Source organism: Pseudomonas sp. S06B 330, from assembly GCF_002845275.2.
Classification (GTDB): Bacteria; Pseudomonadota; Gammaproteobacteria; order Pseudomonadales; family Pseudomonadaceae; genus Aquipseudomonas.
Map to the genome: position 1 here is coordinate 3698604 of NZ_CP088149.1, position 17499 is coordinate 3716102.

General features: G+C 59.4%; 14 protein-coding genes. 8 read left to right on the plus strand and 6 right to left on the minus strand.

The genetic code is table 11. The features are described from left to right. Window positions 1-38: 38 nt before the first annotated feature. Window positions 39-446, plus strand: a complete 408-nt coding sequence (umoC, locus tag CX511_RS16425; RefSeq protein ID WP_045190345.1) for a lysozyme inhibitor LprI family protein — start codon at window positions 39-41, stop codon at window positions 444-446. 209 nt (window positions 447-655) lie between these two features. On the opposite strand, the gene CX511_RS16430 is transcribed toward umoC, so the two are convergent. Both CX511_RS16430 and CX511_RS16435 read right to left on the minus strand, forming a co-directional pair. After that, window positions 656-1135, minus strand: a complete 480-nt coding sequence (locus tag CX511_RS16430) for a VOC family protein (RefSeq protein WP_045190343.1) — start codon at window positions 1133-1135, stop codon at window positions 656-658. A gap of 34 nt (window positions 1136-1169) precedes the next feature. Then, window positions 1170-2060: a LysR family transcriptional regulator gene (locus tag CX511_RS16435; protein ID WP_101291857.1), complete on the minus strand. Its 891-nt coding sequence runs from the start codon at window positions 2058-2060 to the stop codon at window positions 1170-1172. Between the two features lie 102 nt (window positions 2061-2162). On the opposite strand from CX511_RS16435, the gene CX511_RS16440 reads away from it, so the two are divergent. Together CX511_RS16440 and CX511_RS16445 are read left to right on the plus strand one after the other, a co-directional pair. After that, on the plus strand, window positions 2163-3143 hold the full coding sequence (locus tag CX511_RS16440; RefSeq protein ID WP_101291858.1) for a DMT family transporter: 981 nt from the start codon (window positions 2163-2165) through the stop codon (window positions 3141-3143). 89 nt (window positions 3144-3232) lie between these two features. Then, window positions 3233-3433, plus strand: a complete 201-nt coding sequence (locus CX511_RS16445; RefSeq protein WP_082071439.1) for a twin-arginine translocation signal domain-containing protein — start codon at window positions 3233-3235, stop codon at window positions 3431-3433. A 159-nt stretch (window positions 3434-3592) separates the two neighbouring features. On the opposite strand, the gene CX511_RS16450 is transcribed toward CX511_RS16445, so the two are convergent. The 3 genes from CX511_RS16450 to CX511_RS16460 form a co-directional block, all read right to left on the minus strand. Next, window positions 3593-5788 (minus strand): OsmC domain/YcaO domain-containing protein, encoded by a 2196-nt coding sequence (locus CX511_RS16450; protein ID WP_045190337.1) that lies wholly within the window; start codon window positions 5786-5788, stop codon window positions 3593-3595. A 122-nt stretch (window positions 5789-5910) separates the two neighbouring features. Continuing rightward, window positions 5911-8076, minus strand: coding sequence for a TonB-dependent siderophore receptor (locus tag CX511_RS16455; RefSeq protein ID WP_045190336.1), 2166 nt, complete (start codon window positions 8074-8076; stop codon window positions 5911-5913). A gap of 480 nt (window positions 8077-8556) precedes the next feature. Beyond that, complete coding sequence (locus CX511_RS16460) at window positions 8557-9474, minus strand: LysR substrate-binding domain-containing protein (RefSeq protein ID WP_045190334.1); 918 nt, start codon at window positions 9472-9474, stop codon at window positions 8557-8559. A 97-nt stretch (window positions 9475-9571) separates the two neighbouring features. Between CX511_RS16460 and CX511_RS16465 the strand changes: the two genes are divergently transcribed. The 5 genes from CX511_RS16465 to CX511_RS16485 all read left to right on the plus strand — a co-directional run bounded on the left by CX511_RS16465 (window position 9572) and on the right by CX511_RS16485 (window position 16227). After that, window positions 9572-10663, plus strand: coding sequence for a tartrate dehydrogenase (locus CX511_RS16465; RefSeq protein WP_045190332.1), 1092 nt, complete (start codon window positions 9572-9574; stop codon window positions 10661-10663). A gap of 196 nt (window positions 10664-10859) precedes the next feature. Further along, complete coding sequence (locus tag CX511_RS16470; protein ID WP_052675694.1) at window positions 10860-12458, plus strand: BCCT family transporter; 1599 nt, start codon at window positions 10860-10862, stop codon at window positions 12456-12458. A gap of 115 nt (window positions 12459-12573) precedes the next feature. Next, window positions 12574-13695, plus strand: coding sequence for an aromatic ring-hydroxylating oxygenase subunit alpha (locus CX511_RS16475; protein ID WP_101291859.1), 1122 nt, complete (start codon window positions 12574-12576; stop codon window positions 13693-13695). A 52-nt stretch (window positions 13696-13747) separates the two neighbouring features. Continuing rightward, window positions 13748-15196 carry an NAD-dependent succinate-semialdehyde dehydrogenase gene (locus CX511_RS16480; RefSeq protein ID WP_101291860.1) on the plus strand — a complete coding sequence of 483 codons (1449 nt, stop codon included), beginning with the start codon at window positions 13748-13750 and terminating at the stop codon, window positions 15194-15196. Between the two features lie 59 nt (window positions 15197-15255). After that, window positions 15256-16227 (plus strand): PDR/VanB family oxidoreductase, encoded by a 972-nt coding sequence (locus CX511_RS16485; protein WP_101291861.1) that lies wholly within the window; start codon window positions 15256-15258, stop codon window positions 16225-16227. A 74-nt stretch (window positions 16228-16301) separates the two neighbouring features. Here the strand turns inward: CX511_RS16485 and CX511_RS16490 are convergent, their stop codons facing one another. Further along, the gene (locus CX511_RS16490) at window positions 16302-17492 is read right to left on the minus strand and encodes a DUF6708 domain-containing protein (protein ID WP_231353316.1); all 1191 of its coding nucleotides are present in this window, start codon (window positions 17490-17492) and stop codon (window positions 16302-16304) included. Window positions 17493-17499: the final 7 nt, after the last annotated feature.

Here is a 17499-nt window from a genome sequence, read left to right on the forward strand (position 1 = left end):
ATGGTCTTCGAAACAGACTTTTAAACAGGATAGTGAACGTGAGAAAAATCATTTCTGTGGTCATCGTGGCGACGGCATTTGCCATGGGTACGGCAACCGCTCAAGAATCCGCAGAATCTGGCGCATTGAACGAATGTTACGAAAGCACAGGCGATCAGCCCCGCACCGCGTTGCAGCCTTGCCTTGAGCGTAAGGCTGTCGAAGCTACCTCGCAAATGACTACCGCCTACAACACGCTGGAAGCGCAGACCAAGGAGATAGACTCGAGCGCGACGGCCAAAGCCCTTGCCTCGCTGCGCGCGTCGCAGGAGGCCTTCGAGAAATTCAAGGATGCGCAGTGCCAATGGCAAGCAGACGCCGCGATGGGTGGCTCGGGTGCGGGAGATTTTTTAAGTGCCTGTAACGTGGATTTGATCCGTTGGAGAACCAAGCAACTGGCCGATTAAATGTATTGAGCTGCCGTCAGGCTGCGATCGGGTGTGAAACGGCCGCAACCTGGCCACCGCGATTCGTCAGCCCCAACGAGGTGCCCGCGTTGCGACGGCCTTACTTGTTTTCTAATGTGGGGCTGGCCTTGCCAGCGATGCAAACACCGCATCACCGCAGACTGCGCGTCGATTGCATCGCCGGCAAGGCCGACTTCCACAGGCCAGTGTTAGCCTTTAAGCGCCGCTTCAATGGCCGCAATATCGATCTTCCTCATCGTCATCATCGCCTCGAACGCCCGCTTGGCAGCGGCACGGTCGGGGCTGCTAACCGCAGCGATCAAGACCCGTGGCGAGATCTGCCAGGACAGCCCCCACTTGTCCTTGCACCAACCGCAGGCACTTTCTTCGCCGTCGTTGCCGACAATGGCATTCCACAAGCGGTCGGTTTCAGCCTGGTCTTCAGTGATGACCTGAAAGGAGAAAGCTTCGCTGTGCTTGAACAGGGGACCGCCGTTCAGGCCCACACACGAGGTACCCATCACGGTGAAGTCGACCGTCAGGACATCACCCTCCTTACCTGAGGGAAAGTCGCCAGGCGCAAGGTGCACGGCGTTCACAGCGCTGTTGGGGAAGGTCTTGGCGTAGAAGGTGGCGGCCTCCAGGGCGGTGCCGTCGTACCACAGGCACAGGGTGGGTGTGCTGGTCATGGGGCTACTCCAGATTGAGGACTGGCCCCTGAGTCTAGTCGCCCTTGCCCGAGAGGAAACTGACCAACTGACGACCGTGGCTGCTCAGCGATTCCCAGCCCTTGATGCACAGGCGCAGTTCGAGGGTGGCCCAACGCTCTTCCAGCAGGATCATGCGCACGGGCAGTTCTTGCTCCATGCGCAGAGCAGTGGTCTGCGGCAGCATAGCGATACCGGCGCGCTGGGCGACCAACTGGGCGATGGCTTCGAAGCTGGGTGCACGCACGCGGATCTGCAAGGGCATGCCCAGCTTTCTTGCCCGCTCTTCGACAAAACGCTGCATCGCCCGCTCGGGCGGCATACCGATGAACGGGTAACCCAGGGCATCACGCAACTGGGTGTGTTCGCGCGCGGCCAAAGGGTGTTCGCTCGGCACCAACATCACCAGTCGCTCATTGCGAAACGGCAACGACAGCACGCCATCGCTGATGACGCTACCGTCATATACGCCGATGTCACATTCGCCGGTCAGCACCGCACGCATGACGTCCGTACTGCGGTATTCGGTCAGTTGCAGATCGACTTCCGGGTAGTCGGCCAAAAATGTGCCGAGCACTGCCGGCAGCAGGGTGCTGGTGGTCACGGTGGTAGCGGCCAGACGCAGGGTGATGCGCCGCTGACCGGCGAGTTCCTTGAGGGTGTTTTCAAGCGTTTGCGCTTCGCCAAGCACACTGCGGGCGGCCTCCAGTACCAAGCGGCCGGAAGGCGTGAGCTGCATACCATCGGCCTTGCGGGTGAACACGGCAATACCGTAGCGCTCCTCGAACAGGCGCAAACGGGTACTGGCGGCCGAGACAGCCACCGGGATGCTGGCGGCGGCCTTGCTCAAACTGCCGGCGGCAGCAATGGCGGTCAGCAAGCGTAAATCGGCGAGATCGAAGTGCACGGGGTTTCTCTTTTGGCGAAGGCTTGATTCGGAAAAATGCGATTCTGCGTGACAAGCCTTCACTTTAGAATAACCCCAATCTCTTCCTTGGTTGGGCTGCTGATGAATAATGTGCGTGGGTTGTACCAGCGTTGCGTCCAGAACGGCAGCCTGTTTGCGGTGCTGTCTGCACTGGGGTTCAGCCTCAAGGCGATTTTCGTCAAGCTGTCTTACGCCGCCAGCTCTGTGGATGCGATCACCCTGTTGGCAATGCGCATGGGCCTGGCGCTGCCGTTGTTTGCCTGGCTGGTATGGGCCAGCCGCGGCCCGACCAATGCACGCCTGGGCCTGGGCGACGGCGTGCGGGTGATGCTGCTGGGTTTGTTCGGTTATTACCTGGCGAGCCTGTTCGATTTCTATGGGCTGCACTACATCAGCGCCGGGCTTGAGCGGCTGATCCTGTTTACCTACCCGACCCTGGTGCTGGTGTTCCAGGCCATTGCCCTGCGCGAGCGCCCTACCCTGCGCACCCTGGCGGCGATGGGCTTGTGCTACCTGGGCCTGGGCATCGCCTTTGTGCATGACGTCAGCGTCGCGGGGATGGGTGGGCAAGTGATACTGGGCGCAGCGTGGGTGTTCGCCAGCGCGGTGACCTATGCGCTGTATTACTCCGGCACCGGCATCATGCTCAAACGCATGAGTTCCATGCGCCTGGCCGGGTTGGCTGGTGGTGCTTCGTCGCTGATGGTATTAACCCACTACCTGTTGGCGGCGGATACCTCGCTGCTCATGCAACTGCCCGCGACCGTGTGGGTGTATGCGGGGTTGATGGCCGTGGTCTCGACGGTGCTGCCGATCTATTGGGTGGCCTTGGCGATTCAGCGTATGGGCGCGACCCATACAGCGGCGGTCGGCAATCTGGGGCCGGTGCTGACCGTACTGGCGTCATGGGCGGTACTCAGTGAGGAGGTTTCGCTGTACCAGATTGCCGGGCTTGCCCTGGTGCTGTTCGGGGTTTCGCGGTTGAAACCGGTGCGCGCCAAGACCGCGGTGCAGACGTCGGAGCCCGTAAGCGCAGCGCCGCAAAAGATACCGGTCAACTAGACTTCAAGGTTCTGGTGCTGAACATGCCTCAAGGCACCGGTCACCCAACAGTAGTCATTTCCACCGAGTTGAACTGAGTACACACCATCATGTGTAAATCATGTGATTCAACTTCCACGTCAACCCCCACGGACCGTCGTCGATTTCTTAAGTTTGCCGGACTTGGAGCAGGTGCCCTGCTACTGGCCAGCGCGTTGCCGGAAAGGATCATCCAGGCGGCGGAGAAATCGTCTGCGCCGCCCAAGCCCCAAAATGCAATCAACCCCGATCAGGCGCTGCAACGCGCCTGAAAAACGCCACGCCGCTGCTCACCGATGCACTTGGCAAGGGCAAATTGAACATAGTCGGCGGGGTCTATCGTCTTGGCACCGGTAAGGTCGAGCTGATTGCCTAGCTGCAAACAACAAAAAGCACCTTAAGGTGCTTTTTGTTTATCGCCAGGAACGAAACTAAGCGGTGAACTTAGCCCGCGCCGCATGCAGCTTTTTATAGCTATCGATAAGCCGCAGGTGCCTGTCGAGCCCTTCGAGCTTCATGCTGGTAGGCGTCAAACCATAGAAGCGCACGCTGCCGTCCACCGAACCAATCACCGCGTCCATCCTCGGGTTGCCGAACATGCGTCGGAAATTGACTTCGTAATCGGCCAGTTCCAGCTCATCGTCCAGCTGCACTTCCAGAACCACGTTCAAGGCCTGGTAAAACAGCCCGCGCTCAACGGTGTTGTCGTTGAACTGCAGGAAGGTTTCGACCAGCTCCTTGGCCGGGTCAAATTGCTGCAAGGCCACGTAAATCAGCAGCTTCAACTCCAGAATCGTCAGCTGTCCCCAGGCGGTATTGTCGTCAAACTCGATACCGATCAAGGTTTTGATGTCGGTGTAATCATCCAGTTCGCTCTCTTCCAGACGCGCCACCAACGCTTGCAGTTCGGTGTCGTCCAAGCGATGCAGGTTGAGGATGTCGGCGCGGAAGAACAGTGCCTTGTTGGTGTTGTCCCAGATCAGGTCGTCCACCGGATAGATTTCCGAATAATCCGGCACCAGAATGCGGCAGGCGGTTGCCCCCAGATGCTCATACACCGCCATGTACACTTCTTTGCCCATGTCCTGGAGGATGCCGAACAAGGTTGCGGCTTCTTCGGCGTTGGAGTTTTCACCCTGGCCAGAGAAGTCCCACTCAACAAATTCGAAATCCGCTTTGGCACTGAAGAAGCGCCACGACACCACACCGCTGGAATCAATGAAGTGTTCAACGAAGTTGTTCGGCTCGGTCAGCGCATGGCTTTCAAAAGTCGGCGGAGGCAAGTCGTTCAGGCCTTCGAAACTGCGGCCCTGAAGCAACTCGGTGAGGCTGCGCTCCAGCGCTACTTCGAAGCTTGGATGGGCGCCGAACGAGGCAAACACACCGCCGGTGCGCGGGTTCATCAAGGTGACGCACATCACCGGGAATTCACCGCCCAGCGACGCATCCTTGACCAACACCGGGAAGCCTTGGGCTTCCAGGCCCTGGATACCGGCAAGAATGCCGGGGTATTTCGCCAGCACTTCCTGCGGCACATCCGGCAACGCGAGTTCACCTTCGAGAATTTCGCGTTTGACCGCACGTTCGAAGATTTCCGACAGGCACTGCACCTGTGCTTCGGCGAGCGTATTACCGGCGCTCATGCCGTTGCTCAGGTAGAGGTTTTCGATCAGGTTGGACGGGAAATACACCACCTCGCCGTCGGACTGGCGCACATACGGCAGCGAACAGATGCCGCGCTCTTCGTTGCCGGAGTTGGTGTCGTACAGGTGCGAGCCGCGCAGCTCGCCATCGGGGTTGTAGATCTGCAGGCAGTACTCATCGAGGATTTCCGCTGGCAGCGCATCTTTACGGCCAGGCTGGAACCAGCGCTCGTTGGGGTAATGCACAAACGCCGCGTTGGCGAGTTCTTCGCCCCAGAACTGATCGTTGTAGAAGAAGTTGCAGTTCAGGCGCTCGATAAACTCGCCCAACGCCGAGGCCAGCGCGGCTTCTTTGGTCGCACCCTTGCCATTGGTGAAGCACATCGGCGAATGCGCATCGCGGATGTGCAGCGACCACACATTAGGGACGATATTGCGCCACGAGGCGATTTCAATCTTCATGCCCAGGCCGGCGAGAATGGCCGACATGTTGGCGATGGTCTGCTCCAGCGGCAGGTCCTTGCCGGCCACGTAGGTGCTCGCTTGCGAAGCCGAGTCAAGCATCAGCAATGCCTGGGCATCGGCATCGAGGTTCTCGACCTCCTCAATGACAAACTCAGGCCCGGTTTGCACCACCTTTTTCACGGTGCAACGGTCGATGGAGCGCAAAATGCCCTGGCGGTCCTTATCGGAGATATCCGCTGGCAATTCAACCTGAATCTTGAAAATCTGGTTGTAGCGGTTTTCCGGGTCGACAATGTTGTTTTGCGACAGACGAATATTGTCGGTGGGGATATTGCGTGTTTCGCAATACAACTTCACAAAGTAAGCCGCACACAACGCCGACGAAGCCAGAAAGTAATCGAACGGCCCCGGTGCCGAACCATCGCCTTTGTAGCGGATAGGCTGATCGGCAATTACCGTAAAGTCATCGAACTTGGCTTCAAGTCGAAGGTTGTCGAGAAAGTTAACCTTGATTTCCATGCGGAATTACCATAGCGAGCAAAACAAATTGGCCGCCATTATCCGGGTTTTTCCACCGCACGTCTTGTGCCTGGCAAGGTGATTCCTTCCACGCTTGCCCTTGGGTGTGTACGAATGCCCCGTCAGAACCGGTACTTGGCCGTCAGCATGTAGCTACGCGGGTTGCCATAGGTATCGGTGGAACCCCACTTCACGTCCGAGCCAATCGCCGAATAATAGACACGGTCAAAGACATTGTTGGCGTTGAGTTGCAGGTCCAGGTGCTTGTTTACCTCATAGCCGGCCATCAGGTCGGTGACGGCGTAGCTGCCTTGTTCAATGCGATAGCTGCCGCCAGTGACAGGCACGTCGTTGTACATGCGGCTCTGCCAGTAGACGTTGCCACCGATGCGCAGTTTTTCCAGCGGGCCCTGGAAGCGGTAGACGGTGGAAAGCTTGAACAGATCCTCCGGTTTATCCGTCTCGAGGGGCTGATGCTCGTTGGACGGGTCTTGATCCTTGAGATAGCGGGTACGGGTGTAGGTGTACCCTGCTCCCACTTGCCAGTTCTCGGTCAAGGCCCCTTGCAGTTCCAGATCAATACCTTGGCTACGGACCTTGCCGGAGGCGTCGTAGCAGTCGAGTTTCGGGCAGCCAACCGGATCATCCACTTGCACGGCGCGGTTCAACTGGTCGATCTGGAACACCGCCAGGCTGGCGTTGAGGGCACCGTCGAAGTACTCGCCCTTGATGCCGATTTCATAGTTTTCACCCACGATCGGTTCAAGCAGTTTGCCCGAGATATCTTTGGCGGTTTGTGGGGTGAAGATGTCGGTGTAGCTGGCGTACACCGAGTAAGTATCGTTGAGGTCGTAGATCACGCCAGCGTAACGGGTAACGTTGCGGGTGACTTTGTAATCGCCCGCGCCGGTCTGGTTGTCATAGTCGTACCAGTCCAGGCGACCGCCGAGAATCAGCGTCAGCGGGTCGGCCAGGCTCAAGCGGGTGGTCAGGTAAACACCGTTCTGGGTGGTAACTTCATGGTCGTCAGTGGTACGGGCGAAATCCGGCTTCGGCGCGTTGATTGGCAGACTGAACACATAAGGGCTGTAGTTGTGCGTGGTCATGTCGTATTCGCGGCTGCTGGCGCCGACCACGACTTCATGGGTACGACCAAACGCTTGAACTGGACCATTGGCGAACACATCGTAGGCCGTCTGGACTTCATCGTAGCGCGCCTGCCAAGCGGTATTCGCCAGCGGGCCGTCGTAACGTGACAAGTAGGTGCCGGAGAATAACGCCTTCTGCGTTGCTTGCGAGGCGGCCATCTGCAATTGCCAGTCGTTGGCGAATCGATGTTTCACCTCGCCGAACACGGTATTGATGTCCTGCTTCTTGTCTTCCCAGTCGGTGCCTGGGTAGGTGGAGCGTGGCAGGTCCAGGTGGTGGCCATCCGTACCGATAGGCAGACCGCCCCAGAAAAAGTTGGTCCGGTCTTCCTGACGGGAGAAACCCAAGGTTGCCGTGGTGTTCTCGCTCAGGTCAGCCTCGCCCACCGCGTAGAACAGACCATGGTTGCTGTTTTCCTCATCACGAAAAGTGTCGGCGTCACGGTAGGAGCCTACGACCCGTCCACGCAGGGTCCCACTGTCGTTGAGCGCGCTTGAGGCATCGAACTCACCACGATTGTCATCCCAACTGCCGGTCGCACCGGTGACGGTCACTTGTGGTTCGGCGGTTGGCCGCTTGCGCACCATGTTGATGGCAGCCGAAGGGTTGCCGCTGCCGGTGACCAGGCCGGTGGCGCCGCGGATCACTTCGACGCGGTCGAACATCGCCAGGTTAGGCTGCACACCTACGCTCCACCCCTGGTAAGAACTTGGCAGGCCGTCGTACATGATGTTGTCGATATCGAAACCGCGGGCGCTGTAAGTTTGGCGCCCTGGCCCGCTGGACTGGCTGAGGAACAGGCCTGGGGTGGCCTTGACCACGTCGTTGACGCTGGTCATGGCCTGGTCGTCCATGCGTTGGCGGGTGATCACGGTCACCGCCTGAGGGGTTTCGCGCATGGTCAGCGGCAGTTTTGTCGCTGTTTTCATCTCGCCGGTGGTGTAGGAACCAGTGCCCTCAGTGGTCTCGCCCAGCCGGGTGGAGTTGATGCTCAGGGCATCCAGGACCATCGTCTGCCCAGTGTCGGTTTGCACCTCAGCGGTTTCATCGGCCGTGGCCGGTTCCTGTGCAACGACGAAGGGCGAAACGATTGCCAACGAAACAGCAACAGCGAGGGCACGGGGCCAAAAAGGGTGCACGCAGAACTCTCCTTACATTTGCAGGTACGTAGGGGGTGAACAGGGGCTGCGGGGGTGTCTCAGAGGCAGGCGCGACGGGGTAGGTCTTGCTGCGGTTGAAACGGCTAATGCCGGGAGAAGGCTTCGCCAATACGACTACTTTTGATAATCGTTCGCATTATCATGTCAGAATATGTCGCAAAGAAAAAGCCGCCGTAGCAAAATTGCTTAACGAATTTTTCACAACTGAGGGAGCCTCGGTACCGGCGACGAGCTGGCAAGCTCATGCCCTTCCTCACCTTTCGGGAGAAGTTCCACCTGGACGTGTCTATCAAGGCTGTGCCGCTGCCCAAGCACGAGGTTGCGAGCGACTGCAGCGCAGTCGCAACTCAGGTACCTCAATTAACCTGACGAATCAAAGTGGCCAGGCTTTGCGACCGTTTCACGCTCGATCGCAGCCTTACGGCAGTGGCTACAGGCGGCCAGTCAAGACAGTGGTTCTCAGACCAACTCCGGCAAACTATAGCGCTCGGCAAAGTACTGCCGAAAAAACTCCACCGCCACGCGCACCTTGGCCGAACTGGCCAATGGCGAGGTGTACACCGCCCAGATATCCGCTGGCTGGTGATAGTCCACCAACACCTGGACCAAGCGCCCGTCCGCCAGGCTGTCGTGCACATCCCACCAGGAGCGTAGCAAGATCCCACGCCCATCCAGGCACCACTGGTGCGCCACTTCACCATGGTTGCTCGACAAGCCACCGGTCACCCGCACGCTCTCTTCGCCATTGGGCCCTTCCAGTTGCCAGATGCCAAAAGGATGGTCACGTTCCTTGATCACCAGGCAATCGTGGCTGGCCAATTCCGCCAACACTTTCGGTGTGCCACGCCGGGCCAGGTAAGCGGGCGAGGCGCAGAGCACCCGGCGGTTCCTGGCCAGGGGTTTGGCAATCAGGTTAGGGGCAATCGCGTTGCCCACGCGGATGTCGAGGTCGACGCCCTCTTCAATCAGGTCAACCAACCGGTCATGCACGTCCAGGCGAATATCCAGGCGCGGATAGCGTTCAGCCAATTCCGACAATGCCGGCGCCACGAAACGCCGGCCCAGGCCGAGGCTGCTGGCAATGCGCAACTGCCCCACCGGTTCACGGTGCTGAGCACTGATGTCGTCGCCCATGCGCTGCACCGCATCGAAGATCTGTTGCGCCCACTGGTACACCCGCTCGCCCTCCTCGCTCACCGTCACCCGCCGGGTGGTGCGGTGCAGCAGGCGCACTTCAAGGGTTTGTTCGAGCACACGGATGCGTTTGCTGATGAACGCCGCCGACATCCCCAGCTCATCGGCCACCGCCGCAAAGCTGGCGCGTTTGGCCACCTGAAGAAAGATATTGAGGTCGTCGAGGCTCGGAAGATTATTCACGTTTCGTGTTCTAAGAATCTATGAATGGCTGGATTATCTCTGAATCAAGCCCTTATAGCATGGTCCGCACCTGTTCCCTAGACATCGAGTGCGCCCCATGAGCAAGACTTTCAGAATCGCCGCTATCCCTGGTGACGGCATTGGCATCGAAGTGCTTCCCGAAGGCATCCGCGTGGTCGAGGCCGCTGCCCGCAAGCACGGCCTGGACATCAGCTTTGAATTCTTCGAGTGGGCCAGCTGCGATTACTACCTGGCCCACGGCAAGATGATGCCCGACGACTGGTTCGAACAACTCAAGGACTTTGACGCCCTGTACTTCGGTGCCGTCGGCTGGCCAGACAAGGTCCCGGACCACATTTCGCTGTGGGGCTCGCTGCTCAAGTTCCGCCGTGACTTCGACCAGTACGTCAACATCCGCCCGGTACGCCTGTTCCCTGGCGTGCCGTGCCCGCTGGCCGGCCGCGAGCCCGGTGATATCGACTTCGTGGTGATCCGCGAAAACACCGAAGGCGAATACTCGTCGCTGGGCGGGCGCATGTTCGAAGGCACCGAGAATGAGTTCGTGCTACAGGAGTCGGTGTTCACCCGCCGTGGTGTCGATCGCATCCTCAAGTACGCCTTCGACGTGGCCCAGACCCGCGAACGCAAGCACGTCACCTCGGCAACCAAGTCCAACGGCATGGCCGTGAGCATGCCCTACTGGGACGAGCGCACTGCCGCCATGGCAGCCAATTATCCGGAAATCAGCTGGGACAAGCAGCACATTGATATCCTCTGCGCCCGCTTTGTGCTGCAGCCAGATCGCTTTGATGTGGTGGTGGCGTCGAACCTGTTCGGCGACATCCTTTCCGACCTCGGCCCGGCCTGCGCCGGCACCATTGGCATCGCACCATCGGCCAACCTCAACCCTGAGCGCAAGTTCCCGTCGCTGTTCGAACCGGTACACGGCTCGGCCCCGGACATCTTCGGCAAGAACATCGCCAACCCGATTGCGATGATCTGGTCCGGCGCGCTGATGCTCGAGTTCCTCGGCAACGACGGTGCCGACCCGCGCTACCGCGCCGCCCACGATGACATCCTCAAGGCTATCGAACAGGTCATCGCTGCCGGCGACACCACCCGCGACATGGGCGGAAAGAAGTCGACCCAGGAAGTCGGCCAGGCCATCACTGCCTTGATCGAAGCGTGATGAGGTGGGGCCGATTATCAGAATTGTCTGACAAACCGGCCCTTCCCCTCTTGCGAGCGGCGTAGATTGAATGCAGAATCTGTTAACCAAAAGATTCAAGTTAACTTTTAGTTAACAGCCAGGGAAGGAGCAAGACCGCAGCACCCCGGATTGCCTGCCGGGTATAGATAAGTACGCCAACGTCCAGGAGACGATGATGTCGCACAAGAATAAAAAGATAGATGTGTTCCTGATTACCGTGAGTTTGATTGCCGTGCTGCTCACTGTAATAGGGCTTGCGGCCTTTCCGGTCGAGGCCGGTAACGCGGCTAACCAGTTGTTCGAATTGTCCACCCGCACCTTCGGCACCAGTGTCCAGGTGCTGGTGTTCGGTAGCTCCCTGGCCGTGCTGTACCTGGCCTTCAGCAAATACGGCAACATCCGCCTGGGCAGTGGCAAGCCTGAATACGCCACCGCCACCTGGGTATTCATGTTCATCTGCGCTGGCATGGGGTCCTCGACCCTGTACTGGGGCGTCATGGAGTGGGCCTACTACTACCAGACCCCAGGCCTGAATATCGCCGCAGCCACCCCCAAAGCCCTCGAGTACAGCATCAGCTACTCGTTCTTCCATTGGGGCGTCAGCGCCTGGTCGATCTATGCCCTGGCGTCGCTGGCCATGGCCTATCACTTCCACGTGCGCAAGAAGAGCGGCCTGAACCTGGCCTCGATTGTCGAAGCCGTGACCGGCTTCAAGGCTACCGGGCCGGTTGGTCGTAGTGTCGACCTGATCTTCCTGTTGACCATGATGGGCGCCTTGACCGTGTCGCTGGCCCTCACCGCCTCGACCCTGACCCGCGGCCTGCATGACCTGGCCGGCACCCCGGACACCTTCACCGTGCAACTGATGGTGATTGGTGGCGTAGCGGTGATGTTCTCGCTCAGCTCCTACATCGGTATCGATGGCGGCCTGCAGCGCTTGAGCAAGATGGTCTGCATCGGCGCGCTGGTGTTTGCGCTGGTGGTACTGCTGGTCGGCCCGACCCAGTTCACCATCAACAACACCGCCAACTCGATTGGCCTGATGATCCAGAACTACGTGCACATGAGCCTGTTCACCGACCCTGCCGGTGACGGTGCCTTCACCCGTAACTGGACGGTGTTCTACTGGCTGTGGTGGGTGTCTTACGCACCTGGCGTGGCGATGTTCGTGACCCGTGTATCGCGCGGTCGGCAGATCAAGGAAGTGGTCTTGGCCCTGCTGATGGGCGGCAGCTTCGGTTGCTGGTTCTTCTTCGGCGCCCTGGAAAGCTACAGCATGCACCAGTTTATTACCGGTGCCGTGGACGTGCCGAAAATGCTCAGCGAGCAAGGCGGTGAGTCGGCAGTTACCCACCTGTTGCTCGCCCTGCCGTGGGGCCAGGTGTTCCTTGGCGTGTACCTGTTCATCATGGCGATCTTCTGTGCCTCGCACATGGACGCCGCAGCGTATGCAGTCGCGGCTACCAGCACCCAGAACCTGCGTGAAGGCGACGACCCATCGCCAACCCACCGCCTGTTCTGGTGTGTGGTGCTGACCCTGGTGCCACTGGCCATGCTGTTTGCCAAAGCCTCGCTGTCGACCATGAAAACGGCGGTGGTGCTGACCGCGATTCCGTTCATGGTGATCTTGCTGGTGAAGATCTACGGCTTCTTCAAATGGATGTTCGAAGACTACGGCCAGATGCCGGCCTATCGCATCGAAGAAGAAGCAGCGCGCCTGGCGGGTGAAGAACCAGCAGCGCAAGCGCCGCGCAGCGCCGCAGCCGTGCATTGAGCCTTGCTGGAGCGGGCTGGCCCGCTCCTTGCTGACAAATTTTTTTGCCTGACTTGTTAACTGATAGATACGCGTTAACCAATAACTAAAAAACCGAGCTTGTGAGACCCCAATCATGAATGACTTCAAACGCCTGCCCGCTGACTTTTGCGCCAACGCCGAAGAGGCGTTCACCATCCCTGCCAGTTTCTACACCCAGGCCTCAGTATTCGAGCACGAGAAAGAAGCCATCTTCGCCCGTAGCTGGATCTGTGTCGGTCATCGCAGCGAAGTCGCCGAGAACAATGCTTACATTACCCGTGAAGTAATCGGTGAAAGCATCATTGTCGTACGCGGTCGCGACAGCGTCCTGCGCGCCTTCTACAACGTCTGCCCGCACCGCGGCCACCAATTGCTCAGCGGCAGCGGCAAAGCCAAGAACGTCATCACCTGCCCGTACCACGCCTGGACCTTCAAGCTCGATGGCGACCTTGCCCACGCGCGTAACTGCGACAACGTGGTCAACTTCGACAAAGAGAATTCGTCGCTGGTACAGCTGCGCGTTGAAGAGTACGCAGGCTTCATCTTCATCAATATGGACATGGACGCTGGCTCCGTCGAAGACCAGTTGCCAGGTTTGCAAAAGCGCATGCGTGAAGCCTGTGCTGTCATCGACGATCTGCACCTGGCGGCACGCTTTGTCAGCGATACTCCGGCCAACTGGAAGTCGATCGTCGACAACTACCTGGAGTGCTACCACTGCGCCCCGGCCCACCCAGGCTTCGCCGACTCGGTAGACGTCGGGCAGTACAGCCACAACCTGCATGGTAACTGGACCCTGCAGTACGGCCTGGCCAAGCCTTCGGAGCAGTCGTTCACGTTCGACGAGAGCGTGAAAGATCCGTCCTTCGCCGGCTTCTGGGCCTGGCCGTGCACCATGTTCAACGTGCCACCAGGGGCGAACTTCATGACCGTGATCTACGAGTTCCCGGTCGATGCCGAAACCACCCTGCAGCACTACGACATCTACTTCCTCAACAAGGACATCAGCGAAGAACAGCAGAAGCTGATCGACTGGTACCGCGAAGTGTTCCGCCCAGAAGACCTGCGTCTGGTTGAAAGCGTGCAGAAGGGTTTGAAATCCCGCGGCTACCGTGGCCAGGGCCGGATCATGGCCGACCGCGAGCGCAGCGGCATGAGCGAACACGGCATCGCCCACTTCCACAACCTGATCGCCGTCGCCCACCTCGACGACTGATAACGCGGCGCCGCCGGCCTTTGGCTGTGCGGCGCGCTTCGGAGTACCTTGCGTGAAACTCAATGACAATACGCTGCTGCGCCAACAGGCCTACATTGCCGGGCGCTGGTGCGACGCCGACGATGGCCGTAGCCTGCCGGTAACCGACCCTGCCAACGGCGAGCTGCTCGGCCATGTGCCCTTGATGGGTGGCGCCGAAGCCAAACGTGCCATCGAAGCCGCCGAAGCGGCCTTGGCCGACTGGCGCGCCCGCACCGCCAAGGACCGCGCACAGATCCTGCGCCGCTGGTTCGAACTGCTGCTCGAACACGAACACGACCTGGCCCAGCTGATGACCTTCGAACAGGGCAAACCTCTGCACGAAGCCTTGGGCGAAATCCGTTACGCCGCCTCCTTTGTCGAATGGTTCGCCGAAGAAGGCAAACGCGTCTACGGCGATGTAATCCCGAGCCCGGCCAATGACAAACGCCTGCTGGTGATCAAGCAAGGCATCGGCGTGTGTACCGCCATCACGCCGTGGAACTTCCCGGCGGCGATGATCACCCGCAAGGTCGCCCCTGCCCTGGCCGCTGGCTGCACCATGGTGGTCAAACCCGCCAACGAAACACCCTTCTGCGCCCTGGCCCTGGTTGAACTGGCCGAGCGCGCTGGCGTGCCTGCCGGCGTGTTCAGTGTGGTGACCGGTGATGCCCCGGCCATTGGTGCGCAGTTCACCGGCCATCCGGCGGTACGTAAGTTGAGCTTCACCGGCTCGACCCCGGTGGGCCGCCTGTTGATGGGCCAGTGCGCCGAAACCATCAAGAAAGTCAGCCTGGAACTGGGCGGCAATGCACCGTTCATTGTGTTCGACGACGCCGACATCGATGCGGCTGTCGAAGGCGCGCTGATGGCCAAATACCGTAACGCTGGCCAGACCTGCGTGTGCGTCAACCGCTTCTATATCCATGACAGCGTCTATGCGCAGTTCAGCCAGCGCTTCATCGAACGCGTGCGCCAATTGGGCGTTGGCCATGGCAGCGCCGAAGGCACGCAGATCGGTCCGCTGATCAGCGACAAAGCAGTGGCCAAAGTTCGCAGCCTGATCGACGACGCTGTCGGCAAAGGCGCTGAACGGGTACTCGGCGGTCAGGCCCATATGTTGGGTGGCAACTTCTTCGAGCCGACCGTGCTGGCCAATGTCGGCCCGGGCATGGAGCTGCTGGAAGAAGAAATCTTCGGCCCGGTTGCGGCGCTGGTGCGCTTTACCACTGACACCGAAGTCATCGCCCTGGCCAACGCTACCCAGTACGGCCTCGCCGCCTACTTCTACAGCCGCGATATCGCCCGGGTGTTCAAGGTCGCTGAGCAGCTGGAATACGGCATGGTCGGAATCAATACCGGCCTGATCTCCAACGAGGTCGCGCCATTCGGTGGCATCAAACAATCGGGCCTGGGCCGTGAAGGCTCCAAGTACGGCATCGAAGATTATCTGGAAATCAAATACCTGTGCCTCGCCGTCTGAGCGCACCGGTTCCGGGACGCGGCAGGGCCTGCCGCGTGCCCCTGCAGTCGAGGTGAACCATGGCCAACACATATGAAATGTTCAGCGTGCACGTGACCGAAGTGGAACAGGCCACGCCGCTGATCAAGCGCTTCACCCTGGCCCGCGAAGATGGCGCGCCGATGCCCGCCTTCACCGGTGGCAGCCATGTCATCGTGCAGATGCAGAGTGCCGACGGCAGCCAGTTCAGCAATGCCTATTCGCTGATGAGCGACCCGCGAGACACTCGCAGCTACCAGATTGGCGTGCGCCTGGAAGAGCAATCCAAAGGTGGCTCGGCATTCATGCACCAGCAGGTTGCAGTCGGCACCCGCTTGACCATCTCCTCGCCGAACAACCTGTTCGCGCTGGACCCGAGCGCCGGTCGCCATGTGCTGATCGCCGGCGGCATCGGCATTACCCCGTTCCTGGCCCAGTTGCACGAACTCGAAGGCGGTGCCACCGACTACGAGCTGCACTATGCCTTCCGCGCACCGGAACACGGCGCCTTCCAGACACAACTGGCCAATGGTCCGCATGCGGACAACACCCACTTCTACATCGACAGCCTCGATCGCAAGCTCGACCTGAGCGCGCTGTGCGCGGGCCTGGCTGAGGATGCGCACCTGTATGTGTGTGGCCCCAAGCCGCTGATCGATGCCGTAATCGCCACTGCGGGCAACGCCGGCATCGCCGAACAACGCGTGCATTGGGAACAGTTCGCCGCCACCCCGGTAACCGGTGCAGCCTTCACCGTGGTGCTGGCCCGCTCCGGCACCGAACTGCAGGTCGAAGAAGGCATGACCATTCTTCAGGCCATTGAAAAATCCAAGGCCGCCAAGGTCGAATGCCTGTGCCGTGAAGGCGTGTGTGGCACCTGCGAGACGGCGATCCTGGAAGGTGAAGCCGAGCATTATGACCAGTACCTGAGCGACGACGAAAAGGCCGCGCAACAGAGCATGATGCTGTGTGTGTCGCGGGCGCGCTCGGCGCGGTTGGTGCTGGATCTGTAGGAATGACCAGGTAATCAACTCGTAGCCGCTGCCGCCAGGCTGCGGCTACAACGGGCAAGACGGTCGCGCCCTGATCAATGTAAGCCCGCCGCCTTGCACGCCTCGACAAAGGTTGAGCCTTTTTTGTCCATCGCCTCTTTGACGACCTTATTGGCTTTCACCAAGGCTGCGCTTGGCTTTGCCCACTGCTCAGGTGGCAGCGGCTGTGACCATGCCTGCACGGATTCCGGCAATGTCGGACGCCCTTTTCGATGGCCCCATTCGGCAAGCAGGTAAGGCATTTTCCAGAACACCAGCACTCGGCGGATGTACCAGAGTCGCAAGGGCCATCGGGATCGCTTGGAATAGCCATAACGCTCCCGTTCCTCGGCTGTTAAATGCTCTCCACCATCATCTAGAGAGCCCAGCGCGCGAGCGTCTTCGCGTTCGACTTCGAAAGTGTGCAACCCTTCGTAGGGCTTGAGCCGATCTTCGCTCGGGGTCAAACCCGCTAAGGCCATTAGCGGGCTCGGTGTATCCACCAATTGCCCGTCTTCCATGTAATTACGGATCGACGCCCACATTCCCAGTGAATGGGCATTGCTGGGTTGCGGCAGCAGAAGGAACTGCACGGTGTCTTGCTCCTCATCCTCCAAGCCCATGCCCAAGGTGTACTGGCGGGTGGCGCCATAGCTGGTGACGCCCTGGGTATTGGCTACCCAGGCGACCACACTTTCCCAAGGTACGATCAAGACCCGATGGGTTTTGTCGTCGACGTAGCAGACTTCGCGGCGTTGGCGGTTGAAGCGTACGGGGTAGGTTTTGGCGGCCTCGTAAACGCTGGAGACCATGCCGTATACATAGGCTCCAAACGGAATAATAAATAGGAGTGCACCACTGGCGAAAACTTGCACACCTTCTCCAACAATTTCGAAAAATTTTTGGTCGACTTCCGGGGCGCTAAAAACCACAAGCCAAATAGCAATTAGAATAGGCGCAATAAAGGCCGTAGATAACACCATCCAAATCATCGCTGCCAAAATTTTCCCTTGCTCAACCATCCCCCGATTACTACCACCCAACTCCAGATAGGTATCGTTCATCTGCGAAAAGTTGCGACGAGATGATTGGGACTGACCTGTGTATACGGGCAAGGGCGACAGAAACAGGGTTTCGTTCAATCCCTTGACCCGGATTTCACCGGCACTGGGGCGCTGACTGCGAATGTCCAGAGCCGGCTCAGTAGCGACGCTTTTGTCTTTGCGTTTGAGCAGCCTCTTAAACATCACCCTT